General features: G+C 56.2%; 12 protein-coding genes. 8 read left to right on the top strand and 4 right to left on the bottom strand.

What is annotated here, in order from left to right; all coding sequences use genetic code 11:
• Positions 1 to 208 precede the first annotated feature (208 nt).
• The 3 genes from def to truA are packed head-to-tail and all read left to right on the top strand — an operon-like array spanning position 209 to position 2,505.
• Positions 209 to 763 carry a peptide deformylase gene (gene def, locus HEQ61_RS06025; protein ID WP_168020922.1) on the top strand — a complete coding sequence of 185 codons (555 nt, stop codon included), beginning with the start codon at positions 209 to 211 and terminating at the stop codon, positions 761 to 763.
• Positions 763 to 1,689 carry a methionyl-tRNA formyltransferase gene (gene fmt, locus HEQ61_RS06020; RefSeq protein WP_168020920.1) on the top strand — a complete coding sequence of 309 codons (927 nt, stop codon included), beginning with the start codon at positions 763 to 765 and terminating at the stop codon, positions 1,687 to 1,689. Before def ends, fmt begins: the two co-directional genes overlap by 1 nt.
• 30 nt (positions 1,690 to 1,719) lie before the next feature.
• Positions 1,720 to 2,505 (top strand): tRNA pseudouridine(38-40) synthase TruA, encoded by a 786-nt coding sequence (gene truA, locus HEQ61_RS06015; RefSeq protein WP_168020919.1) that lies wholly within the window; start codon positions 1,720 to 1,722, stop codon positions 2,503 to 2,505.
• Here the strand turns inward: truA and asnB are convergent.
• The 3 genes from asnB to HEQ61_RS06000 all read right to left on the bottom strand — a co-directional run bounded on the left by asnB (position 2,463) and on the right by HEQ61_RS06000 (position 7,115).
• The gene (gene asnB / locus HEQ61_RS06010; protein ID WP_322099212.1) at positions 2,463 to 4,436 is read right to left on the bottom strand and encodes an asparagine synthase (glutamine-hydrolyzing); all 1,974 of its coding nucleotides are present in this window, start codon (positions 4,434 to 4,436) and stop codon (positions 2,463 to 2,465) included. The genes truA and asnB overlap by 43 nt on opposite strands.
• Positions 4,402 to 5,340 carry a glycosyltransferase family 2 protein gene (locus tag HEQ61_RS06005; RefSeq protein ID WP_168020917.1) on the bottom strand — a complete coding sequence of 313 codons (939 nt, stop codon included), beginning with the start codon at positions 5,338 to 5,340 and terminating at the stop codon, positions 4,402 to 4,404. The genes asnB and HEQ61_RS06005 overlap by 35 nt, the downstream gene beginning before the upstream one ends.
• A gap of 104 nt (positions 5,341 to 5,444) precedes the next feature.
• Complete coding sequence (locus HEQ61_RS06000; protein WP_168020915.1) at positions 5,445 to 7,115, bottom strand: SulP family inorganic anion transporter; 1,671 nt, start codon at positions 7,113 to 7,115, stop codon at positions 5,445 to 5,447.
• Between the two features lie 226 nt (positions 7,116 to 7,341).
• On the opposite strand from HEQ61_RS06000, the gene HEQ61_RS05995 reads away from it, so the two are divergent.
• The 5 genes from HEQ61_RS05995 to HEQ61_RS05975 all read left to right on the top strand — a co-directional run bounded on the left by HEQ61_RS05995 (position 7,342) and on the right by HEQ61_RS05975 (position 12,277).
• On the top strand, positions 7,342 to 8,016 hold the full coding sequence (locus tag HEQ61_RS05995) for a glutathione S-transferase family protein (protein ID WP_245183157.1): 675 nt from the start codon (positions 7,342 to 7,344) through the stop codon (positions 8,014 to 8,016).
• A gap of 216 nt (positions 8,017 to 8,232) precedes the next feature.
• On the top strand, positions 8,233 to 9,090 hold the full coding sequence (locus tag HEQ61_RS05990; RefSeq protein ID WP_168020911.1) for a M10 family metallopeptidase C-terminal domain-containing protein: 858 nt from the start codon (positions 8,233 to 8,235) through the stop codon (positions 9,088 to 9,090).
• A gap of 204 nt (positions 9,091 to 9,294) precedes the next feature.
• Complete coding sequence (locus HEQ61_RS05985) at positions 9,295 to 9,894, top strand: glycoside hydrolase family 108 protein (protein ID WP_168020909.1); 600 nt, start codon at positions 9,295 to 9,297, stop codon at positions 9,892 to 9,894.
• On the top strand, positions 9,894 to 10,346 hold the full coding sequence (locus HEQ61_RS05980) for a 3TM-type holin (protein WP_168020907.1): 453 nt from the start codon (positions 9,894 to 9,896) through the stop codon (positions 10,344 to 10,346). The genes HEQ61_RS05985 and HEQ61_RS05980 overlap by 1 nt, the downstream gene beginning before the upstream one ends.
• Positions 10,347 to 10,729: 383 nt before the next feature.
• The gene (locus HEQ61_RS05975) at positions 10,730 to 12,277 is read left to right on the top strand and encodes a methyltransferase regulatory domain-containing protein (protein ID WP_168020905.1); all 1,548 of its coding nucleotides are present in this window, start codon (positions 10,730 to 10,732) and stop codon (positions 12,275 to 12,277) included.
• Between the two features lie 57 nt (positions 12,278 to 12,334).
• Here the strand turns inward: HEQ61_RS05975 and acs are convergent, their stop codons facing one another.
• A complete protein-coding gene (acs, locus tag HEQ61_RS05970; protein WP_168020903.1) occupies positions 12,335 to 14,269 on the bottom strand; it encodes an acetate--CoA ligase in 1,935 nt (644 codons plus the stop codon).
• Positions 14,270 to 14,443 lie beyond the last annotated feature (174 nt).

Genomic DNA, 14,443 nt, shown 5'->3' with positions numbered 1-14,443 from the left:
TCAATGGCCCTGAAAAGCCGGCCGGATCAAGTCCGGTCGGCTTTGGCATGCCTTAAAAGCCTGCACGGAAATAGGGCATGCCGGTCGGGATATACCGGACAGAACAAAGATGCCCCGCATCCTTCTGCCGCTGCAACTTGATTTCCCCGTCAAGGCAGCTTATTTCCACATACAATGTTGGTCCCGTACGTTCCGAGGAAACCCACCCATGGCGCTGTTGCCCATCGTTGTCGCCCCTGATCCGCGCCTGAAAGCACGCGCGGTCCCGGTTGAAAAGGTGGACCGGGATATTGTCCGCCTGATGGATGACATGCTTGAAACCATGTACGCTGCCCCGGGCGTTGGTCTGGCTGCACCACAGGTCGGGGTCCTCAAGCGTATTATTGTCATTGATGCCGCCGACAGGGGAGAGCCGCCAGCTCCCCTGCGTATGGCCAATCCGGAAATCATCTGGGCATCTGAGGAAACAGCGCCTTATGAAGAGGGCTGCCTGTCCCTTCCAGATCACTACGAACTGGTTGATCGCCCGGCCCGGGTCCGGGTCCGCTACCTGGATCACCAGAATGAAGTGCGGGAGCTTGAAGCCGATGGCCTTCTGGCTGTTGTTGTCCAGCACGAGATTGATCACCTTGAAGGGACCTTGTTTGTCGATCACATATCGTCCCTGAAGCGCAACATGATCCTGCGCAAGCTGACCAAAAGCAAAAAGAACGGAACCCTGGAGGCCGAGTATGTCCCCGCCACGCGGAAGGACAAGGACTGATGCGGGTCGTTTTCATGGGAACGCCGGACTTTGCCGTGCCGGCACTACGGGCACTGGCAAGCCGCCATACCATTGCCAAAGTCTACTGCCAACCACCGCGCCCCGCCGGACGGGGGCAGGCCCTGCGGCCTTCCTCGGTTCAAAGTGCCGGGGAATCATTGGGCCTTGACGTGCATTGCCCCATGTCCCTGCGTGGGCCAGAAGAAGCAGAAACTCTTGCGGCCCTGAAACCTGATGTTGCCGTTGTTGCAGCCTATGGCCTCATCCTGCCACAAGCCATTCTGGATGTCCCTGCCCTTGGCTGTATCAACATCCATGGTTCGCTGCTGCCGCGCTGGCGTGGTGCTGCGCCTGTGCACCGGGCCATTATGGCGGGAGATACGGAAACCGGGATCACAATCATGCAGATGGAAGCCGGGCTGGATACCGGCCCCATGCTGCTGAGAAAAACCGTACCGATCACCGATACAACCACCACCAGCCTGTTGCACGATACCCTTGCAGAAACAGGGGCAGCGCTGATTCTGGAAGCTCTGGACGGACTGGAACGGGGTACGTTGAAGGCTGTGCCGCAGCCTGAAAACGGCATAACCTACGCCGAGAAAATCAACAAGGCAGAAGCACGGATTGTCTGGGACCACCCCTCTTCCAAGGTTGCGCGCCACATCAACGGACTGTCCCCTTTCCCGGGGGCATGGTTTGAGCATGCGGGAACCCGGATCAAGGTTCTGGCAGCCGAACCCGTTGAAGGACAAGGCCAACCCGGGGCCATTCTGGACAACGGCTTTACGGTTGCCTGTTCCCATGGTGCGGTCCGCCTTTTATCCCTGCAACGGGCAGGCAAAGATCCCATGGATGCCGAAGCCTTCTACAGGGGGTTCCCCATCCCTCCCGGTACTCTCCTCAACGGCCAGCCTGTATCCTGACTGTTCATGCCCTGAAAGCCTTGCCCAGCCATGCCCCGTTACAAGCTGACACTGGAATATGATGGCTCTGCCTTCGTTGGTTGGCAGCGGCAGACCAATGGCCTGTCTGTACAACAGGCCATAGAGGAGGCTGCACAGCGATACTGTGGCGTCCTGCCCGTTGCCCATGCGGCAGGACGGACTGATTCCGGTGTCCACGCACTCGGACAGGTTGCTCATATTGATCTGGAGCGCGCTGATCCTGCTGAAAAAGTGCGCGATGCAATCAATGCCCACCTGCGCCCCCTGCCTGTTGCCGTCAGGCAAGCCGAAAGGGTGGATGATGACTTCCACGCACGCTTTTCGGCGCTGGAACGGTCCTATGTTTACCGGATCCTCTGCCGTCGCGCCCACCCGGTCCTGGAACATGGCAAGGTATGGTGGGTCGCCCGCCCCCTGAATGCAGAAGCCATGCACGAGGCGGGACAGGTTCTGGTCGGGAACCATGACTTCACAAGCTTCCGGGCAACCGAATGTCAGTCCCGCAGCCCGGTGAAAACCCTGGATCTTCTGACTGTGACCCACACTCCCGTCCCCGAAGGATCCCTGATCGAGATTTTCGTGCGGGCCCGTTCCTTCCTGCACCATCAGGTCCGCAACATGGTTGGAACCCTGTCCCTGGTCGGAACCGGGAAATGGACCGACAGGGATGTCCGCAAGGCCCTGGAGGCACGGTCACGCAGCAGCGCAGGGCCAACTGCGCCTGCATGCGGGCTGTACTTCTTTGAAGTCCGCTACCCGAGCGTGGAGGCCCCCTCATCCTGCATCCAGGCTTGAAACATTACCAAATGCCATACCGGCAATACCTGCCGGCTCCGGCCATCGCGAAAAGCCTGCCACAGGCCAGACACAACACCCGCATCCAGAATACCCTGCTGCCGTACCAGATGCGGATCGAGCAAGCCATCCACCCAGTCCCGCAACGGTCCACGCATCCAAGCCCCGACAGGTGGCTCGAAACCCATTTTCGGGCGCTCCACCTGTGCCGACGGCACATGACGATGCAAGACAGAGCGCAGAACCTTCTTCGTCACGCCCCCTTCCATCTTGAAGGACGTGGGCAAACTCCAAGCATGGCGCATAACAGCCAGATCAAGAAACGGCAACCGCACCTCCAGACTGGCTGCCATACTGGCCCGGTCTACCTTGACCAAAAGGTCATCTGGCAAATAGGTCAAAGCTTCCACCACCATGGCGACCAGGGCCGGGTCTTCCAGATCAGGGACAGGCAGGCCGGGAAGAAGGTCATCAGCCGTTACGGCAAAAGGAAGATCATCACGCCACGGACTGTGGTACAGCTCCATCAAACGCGCCGGAGAACGGGCAGCCCAAAGCTCAAGGGTTCGGCGCAGGCGGGCAACCGGACGGCTGTCACGATGGGATCCCAATGCACGCCCAAGCGCACACAATCTTCGATCCAGAAAGCCAACCGGCAAAGCACGGGCAATATGGCCTGCAATGCAAGACAGGGAAGAAGGTAAACGGCGCTCCCACTGACGTGCGACATCAGAGAACCGGGTGTACCCGCCAAACAACTCGTCACCACCATCGCCAGCCAAGGCAACAGTCACGTGCGAGCGGGCTCCTTGGCACAGAAGAAGCGTCGGCAACAGGGAAGGATCGGCAAAAGGCTCACCGGATACTGTCGCCATACGAGGGACCAAGGCCCGGGCATCCGCCTCAGTCATACGCAAGGTATGGTGAGAAACACCAAGTGAACGCGCGACTCCCTCGGCAAAAGGACTCTCGTCATAACGCGGGTCTTCGAACCCTATGGCAAAACTGGACACCCCGGCTACACCGGTTGCCTGCATCATGGCCACAACCGTTGAGCTGTCGATACCACCGGACAGGAAAGCACCGACAGGCACATCGGCATGCAACCTTGCCCCTACAGAGCGCAGCAGCAAACGCTCAAGTTCGTCGGCAGCATCAACAACACCCCCGACGAAAGGACTGGAGGACGCCTTGTCCAACTCGGCCGCAGCAGTCCAGTACGCCTCATCACCACGCACGGTCCCGTCAGCCGCCATCGTAACCATATAACCGGGGCGAACCTTGAAAATACCGGGATGAATAGTCCGTGGTGCGGCAATCCACCCCTGTCGCAGATACCCCGCCAGAGCTACACGATCAACACCACCAACCCAACCCGGCCACCGACGCAGGGCCGGAAGTTCTGAACCGAACAGAACTGCAGAACCAAGCCGGCCCCAGAACAGGGGTTTCTCCCCCATCCTGTCGCGGGCAAGTGTCAGCTCTCTCCGTTGGCGATCCCAGACGGCAACCGCAAACATACCCTCCAGACGCTCAAGGGCGCCCCGTACACCCCACAGAGCTATGGATTGGAGCAGGACTTCAGTATCAGAATGCCCAGCCCATGGACCGCCACCGGCTGCCTCAACAGCCGCACGGGCCTCGTCCAGAAAATAGATCTCACCGTTGAAAGCAAGAACCCATCGACCATCATGGGATGTCATGGGCTGGTGTCCATTGACAGACAGATCCCGGATCGACAAACGGCGGAAAGCTACAGCATACCCGGCATCCACATCCGTAAACACGCCATGATCATCCGGTCCCCTGTGCACTAGGGCCGAGGCCATGGCAGCAGCACGAACATCAAGATCATGCCCACCCGGATGCAGTAAACCAGCAAACCCACACATCAGCTCATTCTCCCGGTCCGGTATCAAAAGCCCGGGCACAATATTCAATAAAATCGGGTCCCTTAAGGCCGGGCATAAAGGCGCACACCAAATTCCAGAACCATGGAGAGAGCAGGATCTTTTGATCCCGGTGGCGCTTCTGGTATTTCCAAGCCCGACCAGCGGCCCGGCGGCACGCCTCCCGAACCAAGGAAACAGGAACATCCGGATTATCACGCAAGAAGAAAGCAACAGCACGGGTTACCCTCTGCAGCTGACGTCCGGGATCACCGGTCCGCCCTGACAGACGGCCGGGCACATCCACAGGTATCCAGGCCACAGGAACATCAAGGTGCAGAAATGGTGCCAGACGGGCCAAACGCAAGGTCAGGGAATATTCCTGTGAATGGACAACGCGCTCATCACAACCACCAGAACGGCGAACAGCATCCGTACGCACCAGGAACTGGGTCGGATTGAAAAGGGAATTACGCAAAGCCAACGGCAACGGGTCATTCACAACAGTCACGCAATCAGGGACCAAAGTCAGCCCCAAGTCCACCGCCTGCCCCGGGTGATAAAGGATCCGTTCTCCCCATACCAAGCAAGCCGACGTATCACGCAAGGCATCCAGCAGGACACGCGTCGCATCGTGTGCCAACAGGTCATCCGCGTCACAGAATTTGATAAAGGGCATACTTGCCAAGGCAATACCGCGATTTGTGGCCGCAGCCGAACCGGTGTTGGCCTGACGGAGCAGCTTCACCGCAGGCCACGAAGCTGTAACAGCTTCCACAATCTCCATGGAGCCATCGGTAGAGCCATCATCGACAAAAATATATTCGCGCGCAAAAGAGCCACGCTGAGCGGCCAAGGCAGCCAGCACGGCTGGCAGCCAGTCCTTCTTGTTATACACGGGCACAATAAAGGAAACACCTTCGCCCCGGGTTTGCCCCACTGTCATAGATCGTCCATTGTTCCCGCTCCAGAGCGGGGCACCATACTACAGGCCGGAGCAAGCCGGAAAGTGAAGTTTACCCGACAATCCAGGCTGGAGCCGACGAGACATTATGGCCCGTCATCTCCGCGTTCAGACCGGGGAAGGATGGCTTCTACTTTCCTGTCTACCCCCAGATCCTTCAGAATACGCAACGGGTAGGAACGAACGCCGGCCAGACGAACCACTATGCCTTTGCGCAGACAGTGGTCGATAAAACCATCCAGGGCATGGGCCGCCGTTGCATCAATAACGGGGACAGCTTCCATATCCAGGATCAAGGTATCCGGAACTTGGCCAATATTCTCCAGGATATCCGCCAGTTTTCCGGCGATCCCAAAGAAGAACGGCCCGTTGATGCGGTATATCACGGTACGGCGTGATCCACCGCTCTCAGGACTGTAGACGCTGCGCACCCGCGCAAAATCATCCGTGTCTTCATCAACCAGGTGCAAGCCCTGCTCTTCCTCCATGACCTGGGTAATACGGTGCACAAAAAGCAAGGCCGCCAGAACAACACCAACCTGTATAGCCAAGGTCAGGTCGACCAGAACGGTCAACACAAATGTCAGCAGCAGGACCAGAATATCGCCCGGAGGGGCCTTCAACAGACGGCGGAAGCGGTCAATCTCGCTCATGCCCCAGGCAACCATGACCAGAACAGCCGCCAGTGACGGCATCGGCAAGTACCGGGCCAGCGGCGCTGCAACCATCATCAGGACAAGCAGAACCGCCGCGTGCACCATACCGGAGACCGGAGACAGACCACCGGCCCGTACATTGGTTGCCGTGCGCGCAATGGCACCTGTTGCCGGCATGCCGCCGAACAAGGCCGACCCGATGTTAGCAATCCCCTGCCCCAGAAGCTCGCAGTTTGAACGGTGCTTCCGCCCGGTCATGCCATCGGCAACGACCGCAGACAAAAGAGACTCGATACCGGCCAGAAGGGCAATCGTGAAGGCAGAGGGAGCCAGTGTCACCAATCGCTGCACACTGATATCGGGCCATGCCGGAACCGGAAGAGTCCGCGGGATATCCCCGAACCGGCTGCCGATTGTTTCAACGTTCATTCCGCCCAGCGCCGTTACCAAAGCCCCGATACTGATGCCGATCAGGAAAACAGGCGCCCGCGGAGCCACATGCCGTACCACCAGGATAACAACAAGGGTCATACCGCCAATAGTCAGCGCTTCCGGTTTGGTATGACGGATCTGCTCCAGGATGGCAGCCCATTTGCCGATAAAGTCAGGGGGTGGGTTCTTCAATCCCAAGCCAAGCAACTCGGGAACCTGGCTGGTCAGGATAATCAAGGCAATGCCTGATGTAAAACCGGTGACCACAGGATAGGGAATATACTTGATATAGGTACCAAAACGCGCCAGGGCAAATGCGATCAGGATAAACCCCGCCATCAGTGTTGAAAGCACCAGCCCGTCATAACCATGATCATGGATCACCTGAAAGACAATGACAACAAAGGCACCTGTCGGCCCGCCGATCTGGAAACGCGAACCAGAGAAGGCCGAAATCAGGAAACCGGCAACAATCGCCGTTGCCAACCCACGATCCGGCGTCGTTCCGGATGCAATGGCCAGTGCCATGGATAATGGCAAGGCAACAATGGCAACGGTCATTCCAGCCATGATATCGGCCCGCAGCATGGAAAGGGTGTATCCATCGCGCAGGACCGTGACCAGTTTCGGCGTCAACAGACCATTTCTGTCGTGATGTGACGTGCCCATGCTTTCATCCTGATACCATAAGCCTGAACGGATCATGACCAGCCAATCACAGAATGGGAACAAACGTATGCCCGGATACATCGCTCATCGCTGTCTGGACAGAAAGACAGCGATGCGTTTTGCGTAAATCAGTACCTGTAGCCATGTGTCCAAAGGTATATGATAAAGGCAAAGGGTCGGCAGGCCCACTCTGACACGGTTGGTAAATATGGTTCCGGGAACACGGTTGGGTACAAGAACCCTTTTTCATCACTGGATCTCTCCCTCAGCACGCAAGGTGCGCCTTGCCCTGCACGAGAAACGTATTGATGCGCAGGAGCAAGTGCAGGCTGACTGGGAACGTGATGAAGCGTTCCTTGCCCTTAACCCAGCTGGAGAGGTTCCGGTCCTGCTGGAACCGAACGGAGTCGTCATATCCGACGGGCAGACCATCTGTGAGTATCTTGAGGAGATCTGTCCCGATACGCCTCTTTTGCCTGGCAACATCTTCCACCGGGCCGAGGCAAGGCGGCTGACGGCATGGTTTGATCATAAATTCCGGCTGGAAGTCACCATCCCCTTGGTATCAGAGAAGCTGATGCGTCGCCTGCTGGGAAGGGGATCTCCGGACTCCCGCAATATCAGGGCTGGTCGCACCAATATTCACATGCATCTGGCTTATATTACCTGGCTGACTGAACGGCGCAAATGGCTGGCAGGGGACAACATGACCTTAGCCGACCTGACCGCAGCGGCACACCTGTCCCTTGTTGACTATACCGGCGACGTTCCATGGGATGAACACCCCTTTGCCCGTAACTGGTATGCACGGATCAAAAGCCGTCCCTGTTTCCGAACGCTCCTTGCTGATGTTGTACCCGGGGTTCCCCCTGCCCGTCACTATGCCGACCTGGATTTTTAGGAATCCGCTTTCCCTCATCAACAATAGCCTAACAAACCGGGGGGATTCCTTCTCGCCTCCGGAAATATCCCGGTTTGTTTCACTGGCGCATTAATTTCGTACACATACAGTATGTCCAGCGGTGGACATTCCACGCATTATAATTGAAACACATACAATAAAGCCTAGTCTTTCCAGCGTTGCGAGGCTCCTGTTCTTTTTGTGGAGATTCTCATTATGCTGGATGAAAATATGCTCTCTGCCATAGGGAAGTTCGGTGTTGCCGACTATTCCCATGAGACGTCTTCCATGACGATCATGCCACTGGATACGGGCAAGCTTGCGGTCAGTGTGGACGGTGTCTTCAAGCAAGGCATCTTCGCTGCAACCGGCGTTATCGTGGGTGGATCAGGAAATGACCTGATATCCTCACCCCGTTGCGGTGTCAGTCTGTTCGGAGGGGAAGGGGACGATGTACTTGAGGCAACAGGCAACAAAAGCCTTCTTTCCGGCGGCCCCGGGCGCGATATCCTGATTGCAGATGCCCAAGGTACAGTTATGGTTGGTGATGCACCCGCTGTAGACTATAGCCCATCCGGTAGGATCAATTTTTATCCTGATGTTTTTGTCGTTGCGGGAACGTATACATCGCCGCCATGGGACCCTGTACTGATTGTCGACTTCGACTCATGGGGCGGGGACAGAATAGATTTATCTGCCATTGACGGAAACGAAGGAGAAGCAGGACATCAGGAACTTGTCTTCAGCCAGACAGGCCCTCAGGCCCATGCTGTCTGGTATGAGGCTTTTGGCTATGGTGCTGCTTCAAGCAAGGGATTCCTGAAGGGGGATACCAATGGCAACGAAGAGGAGGATTTTGTTATCGAGGTCAGGCACAGCGGTGCCGAAATTCTTGGCGATGCCATTTCCAGCGCACGTACACTTGGGCTTGGCCCGATGGCAAACAGCAGCGCCAATGACCAGATGCCAATGTCTGAAGGTGGCATTCCCTATCTTCCGCCCCATGAAGACGCATCCATAAAGCTCCCGGCCTTGGCGGGAACACTGACGGTATACTCTTCAGACATGCTGTAATGAGCATCACTGTTGCCGGTTATTTCTTCTGCACGCATCATCCGGGCCATCGCACTGGTGGTCCGGATGATGCCATCAAGACAGCGTACCATAGAAAATCTCACCATGCTCAGTAACCTCATGGACAACATTTGGATGTCATAACTGCCAATAACAACGTCATCTAGTGATGAGAGATTTAGCCTGCAACAAGAACAAAAAATCATGAGGTTCAGAGCCATGGCAATATCCCTGCGTTCCATTCTCGATACCATACTCAAGGAAGAGGGGGGATTTACCGATAATCCTGCGGATCGTGCACACTACGGTAAGGCAAACCCGGCCCAAGGTCATCGGTGGGATTGCTATTGCACCAATCATGGCATTACACAGGCCACCCTCTCTGATTATTACAACCGACAGGCCACTATCGAAGATGTGAAGAACCTGTCGGAGGATGGAGCCCACGCCATTTACCAGAAACGTTATGTCGAAGATCCAGGCTTTGACGCCATGCCTGCTTTGATTCGGCCCGCGTTGGTGGATGCCGGTATCAATTCAGGACCACATCGTTCCATTACCTGGCTGCAGGACGTTCTGAACCAGAATGGATACGGCCCTCTACCTGCCGACGGGATTCTAGGGCCGGCAACGCGCGCTGCTGCTGAGAAGGCCGCTTCAGAGATGGGAGATCGCCTGGCCTCGGCCCTGATCGAACAGCGCCGGAGATTTCTCGAACATCTGATTGCCACAAATCCAAGCCAAAAACGATTTGAACGTGGCTGGATGGCACGCCTTGATCGCCTAGAGACGGAGACAGCCTGATGGCACAGATCAGTCCTTTATTGACCATATCAGGACTCATCGGACAGTTGGCACGTACAGTCAAGTCAGTCCCCTCATCGCTTCTTCCTCAGAATGTTGCAGACATTCATGACAGAAAATCGAACTGGGACTATTGCATTGACAGCCTGAATCGCCTGCCACGCCCCCTGATAACCTTGGGAACTATTGCCATGATGGTATGGCCTGCGATTAACCCACGCACTTTTGCCGAGGCCATGCAGAGCTATGCCATGATGCCAGATTGGCTGGTGCAGCTTGTGATGGCTATTGTACTGGCCTATTTCGCCACCCGGACCGTAGAAAAAATACGGGAAAAGCCATCAATGCCTGAGACATCTTCCCCGCATACTGCGACCAGCCAAAGAAACGCCGAACAAGCCCCTGTCGTCGATCGCAGTGCAACACGCAAGATTCCTGAATCGCAGGCCTGAGAACGGACACTCAAGGAACCTGACCCAGATGCAGAAGTGGGCCGTAAGAGACCGGAAAATCCGGTATTCTCACGGCCCACTTGCTGTAGCGTAACTGCGTTTTGGCACTTGGAAATGTGACACAGGCACCTGTTTGGCTCAAGGCATACAGCGCAAACAGTCACGAACGAGAAACACGCCACACACGGAATAAAATACTATCAGCATACCGGCTCTTCTCTTGCAGAATGGACGTTCAAGACTAGGGCGCAGCCGATACTGTCCGGAAAGGTTGTACTTTGGGATGATTTACATCGCTATTTCATCGCGTTAATGGCTTAACACTGCCCCTTCTCCCGCTGTATTCTCACGGCTATTCACGTGCAACCCGGAACAAGGTAACTATGGGCTTTCTCTCGGAAAACAGCGCACAGACATCTTATGATGTCGTGCCATATGACAGCTATCCATTCGCGCAAACGCACCCTGCGCATCTGATGACCCTTGGGCGGCTGTTCGGCATGCAGGCTCCCGATATTGCGACGGCTCGAGTCCTGGAACTGGGCTGCGCAAGCGGGTGGAATATCATTCCCATTGCGGCCGACTATCCACACGCCACTGTCGTCGGCGTGGATCTGTCTTCCGTACAGATCGAAGAAGGACGTCGCCACATCCAAGCTCTGGGCCTGGACAATATCCGCCTGAACTGTGCATCGATTACAGACATCGATGAGACATGGGGGACCTTTGACTACATCATCTGCCACGGCGTGCTGTCGTGGGTTCCTGAAGCGGTGCGGGACCATATCTTCAAGGTCATGAAACACAATCTGACCGCCAACGGGATTGCGTACGTCAGCTACAATACCCTCCCCGGCTGGAACCAGGTACGCAGCGTTCGTGACATGATGCGCTATCATGCCGACAACTTCAGCGACCCGGTAGAGAAAGCATCGCAGGCCCTTTCCATCCTCAAGTTTGCGGCGGACAACACCAACCCCGGCCGCAAGGGATACCTGGAGATCCTGAAGGAAGAGATGACCCTTCTGGAGGGACATTCAAAGAGCTATATCCTGCACGAGCACCTGGAGGCCGAGAACCACCAGTACTACTTCCACCAGTTTGCAGGGCAGGCAAAAGACAACGGCCTGGCCTACTTGGGCGATGCCATGCTGCCCAGCATGTACGTCGGCAATCTGGCACCCAACGCGTCCAAGGTACTGGGCGAGATTGAGGACATTGTCCGGCTTGAGCAGTACATGGACTTTGTGACCAATCGTCGTTTCCGCTCCACCCTCCTGTGTCACGACACTATTGCCCTGGATCGCACCATCAATCCTGAAAAGCTTTCAGGGTACTCCTTTGTCAGTCACCTTGCCCCGCAGGAAACAGAAGGGAAAGAGACTGGCTCATCCATGACATTCGTCGGGCCACAGACAGCAACCGCCCACAGCGCGCTTGATATTGCCATATTCCAGGTTCTGTACGCAGAACGGGGGAAACCTGTTTCCCTGCCGGACCTGATACAGAAAGTTGCCGGTCAGCTAAGGTCCACAGACCATGCCGCCATTCGCCGGGCATTTCTGAACAATCTGTGCGCCTTGGTCCTCGGCGGATCTGTTTCCCTGCACACCGAGCCAGGCAAGCAGACCACCACAATCAGTGACAAGCCCATCACGTCGAAGGTATCCCGCTATCGGGCCACGTTCAGCAACCGCGTGATCAATGGCTACCATGGCCTGGTCACCCTGTCAGAGGTTGACCGCATTCTGATACAATATCTTGACGGAACGCAGGATATCGAAAGCATCTGCAAACACATGCTGGAACGTGTGGAAAAGCAGGAAATCAACGTCACGCCAGCCGATGGCCTGACCGTGACACAGACGGTGGAGGGTTACGTCCGGCACCAGCTCTCTGTATTCCGCGATCTTGGGCTTCTGTTTGGCTGAAAAGCAAGAGGAGCCGGGTGATACAACCCGGCCCCTTTTCTTCCTGTACTGCGTCAGTTATCCGTCGCGGTTTTCGATCAGGTCATCAACAACCGATGGATCAGCCAGGGTGGATGTATCACCAAGAGAGCTGAAATCATGTTCGGCAATCTTGCGCAAAATCCGCCGCATGATCTTGCCGGACCGGGTTTTGGGAAGGCCCGGTGCCCACTGGATCACATCCGGGCTGGCAATCGGGCCAATCTCGTCACGAACCCAGGCGATCAGCTCCTTGCGAAGGGCTTCTGTTGGCTCCTCTCCTCCAACCAAGGTGACATAAGCATAAATTCCCTGTCCCTTGATATCGTGTGGATAGCCGACCACAGCCGCCTCCGCCACCTTGGCATGGGCAACCAGGGCTGATTCCACCTCGGCCGTACCCATCCGGTGACCGGATACGTTGATCACGTCATCAACACGACCGGTAATCCAGTAATAACCATCAGCATCACGACGGCATCCGTCACCAGTAAAGTAATAGCCCTTGTAGGTCGTGAAGTAGGTCTGGATAAACCGCTCATGGTCCCCGTAAACAGTGCGCATCTGCCCGGGCCAGGATTCCGCAATACACAGGTTGCCTTCTGTTGCGCCCGCAAGCTCCTTGCCTTCGGCATCAACCAGAACCGGACGAACACCAAAGAAGGGACGCGTGGCTGAACTAGGCTTCAAGGCCGTTGCCCCCGGAAGCGGCGTAATCAGGATGCCCCCGGTTTCTGTCTGCCACCAAGTATCCACGATCGGGCAGCGCCCTTCCCCGACAACCTTATAGTACCACATCCAGGCCTCGGGGTTGATTGGCTCACCGACCGAACCCAGCAAACGCAGACTTTTACGGCTGGTACGCTTGACAGGCTCCTCACCATCACGCATCAGGGCGCGGATGGCTGTTGGGGCCGTATAGAAAATACTGACCTTGTGCTTGTCCACAACATCCCAGAAACGGGATACCGCGGGGTAATTCGGCACGCCCTCAAACATCAGGGTGGTCGCCCCGTTGGCCAAGGGACCATAGACGATATAGGAGTGACCCGTTACCCAGCCAACGTCAGCGGTGCACCAGTAAATATCATTGTCGCGACAGTCAAAGACGTATTCATGGGTCATGGAGGCATAAACCAGATACCCCCCGGATGTGTGCAACACACCCTTGGGCTTACCCGTTGAGCCAGAGGTGTACAGAATAAACAGCGGGTGCTCCGCTTCCACCTCTTCCGGAGGGCAGGTTGTCGAAGCCGACGCAACAAGATCATGGTACCAGACGTCCCGGCCAGTCTTGATGCTCACATCCCCACCCGTACGGCGCACAACGACAACATTGCGGATAGAAGGACAGTGCTCCAGCGCCCGGTCGGCATTGCTTTTCAAGGGAACTTTACGCCCACCCCGAAGCCCTTCATCAGCCGTGATGAGAAGAACGCACTCACTGTCCTGAATCCGGTTGGCAAGACTGTCGGGGGAGAAACCGCCAAAGACGATGGAATGAACGGCGCCTATACGGGCACAGGCCAACATGGCGACGGCTGCTTCCGGAATCATGGGAAGGTAGATACAAACCCGGTCGCCCTTCTTGACCCCCAGGGTTTTCATGGCATTTGCAAAGCGGCACACCCGTTCGTACAAATCACGGTAAGTAATATGCTCGCTCTCGGACGGATTATCGCCTTCCCAGATAATAGCCGTCTTGCTGCCTTTGGTTTCCAGGTGGCGATCAAGGCAATTCGCCGAAACGTTGAGCGTACCGTCATCAAACCAACGGATATGCAGGTTGGAAGGATCCCACGAGACATCCCGCACCCGGCTGTAAGGTCGCATCCAGGTGATGCGCTTGCCATGCTCGCCCCAGAATCCGTCAGGATCCTTCACAGAACGGTCGTACATGGCAAGATAACGGGTGTTGTCAATCAGGGCATTTCTGGCAAAGGACTCCGGGACCGGAAATACGTCATGTTCCATCGTGGACGTCTCCTGGGGGCTGCCTTGCGGAGCAGTGAACCTTCGAGGATACACGCAACCCGGACTGTGCACATCCGAATCGGGCTAATATCCATAGCTTGGACTGTTGTAGGGTATAGTCTAAGCAAAGGTCTCTTTATTGTCATTCATCTCGCTTGTGCAGCGTCATATATT

It is taken from the genome of Haematospirillum sp. H4485 (assembly GCF_012102745.1).
GTDB lineage: Bacteria > Pseudomonadota > Alphaproteobacteria > Rhodospirillales > Rhodospirillaceae > Haematospirillum.
This window is presented reverse-complemented; position numbering and strand designations above follow the sequence as displayed.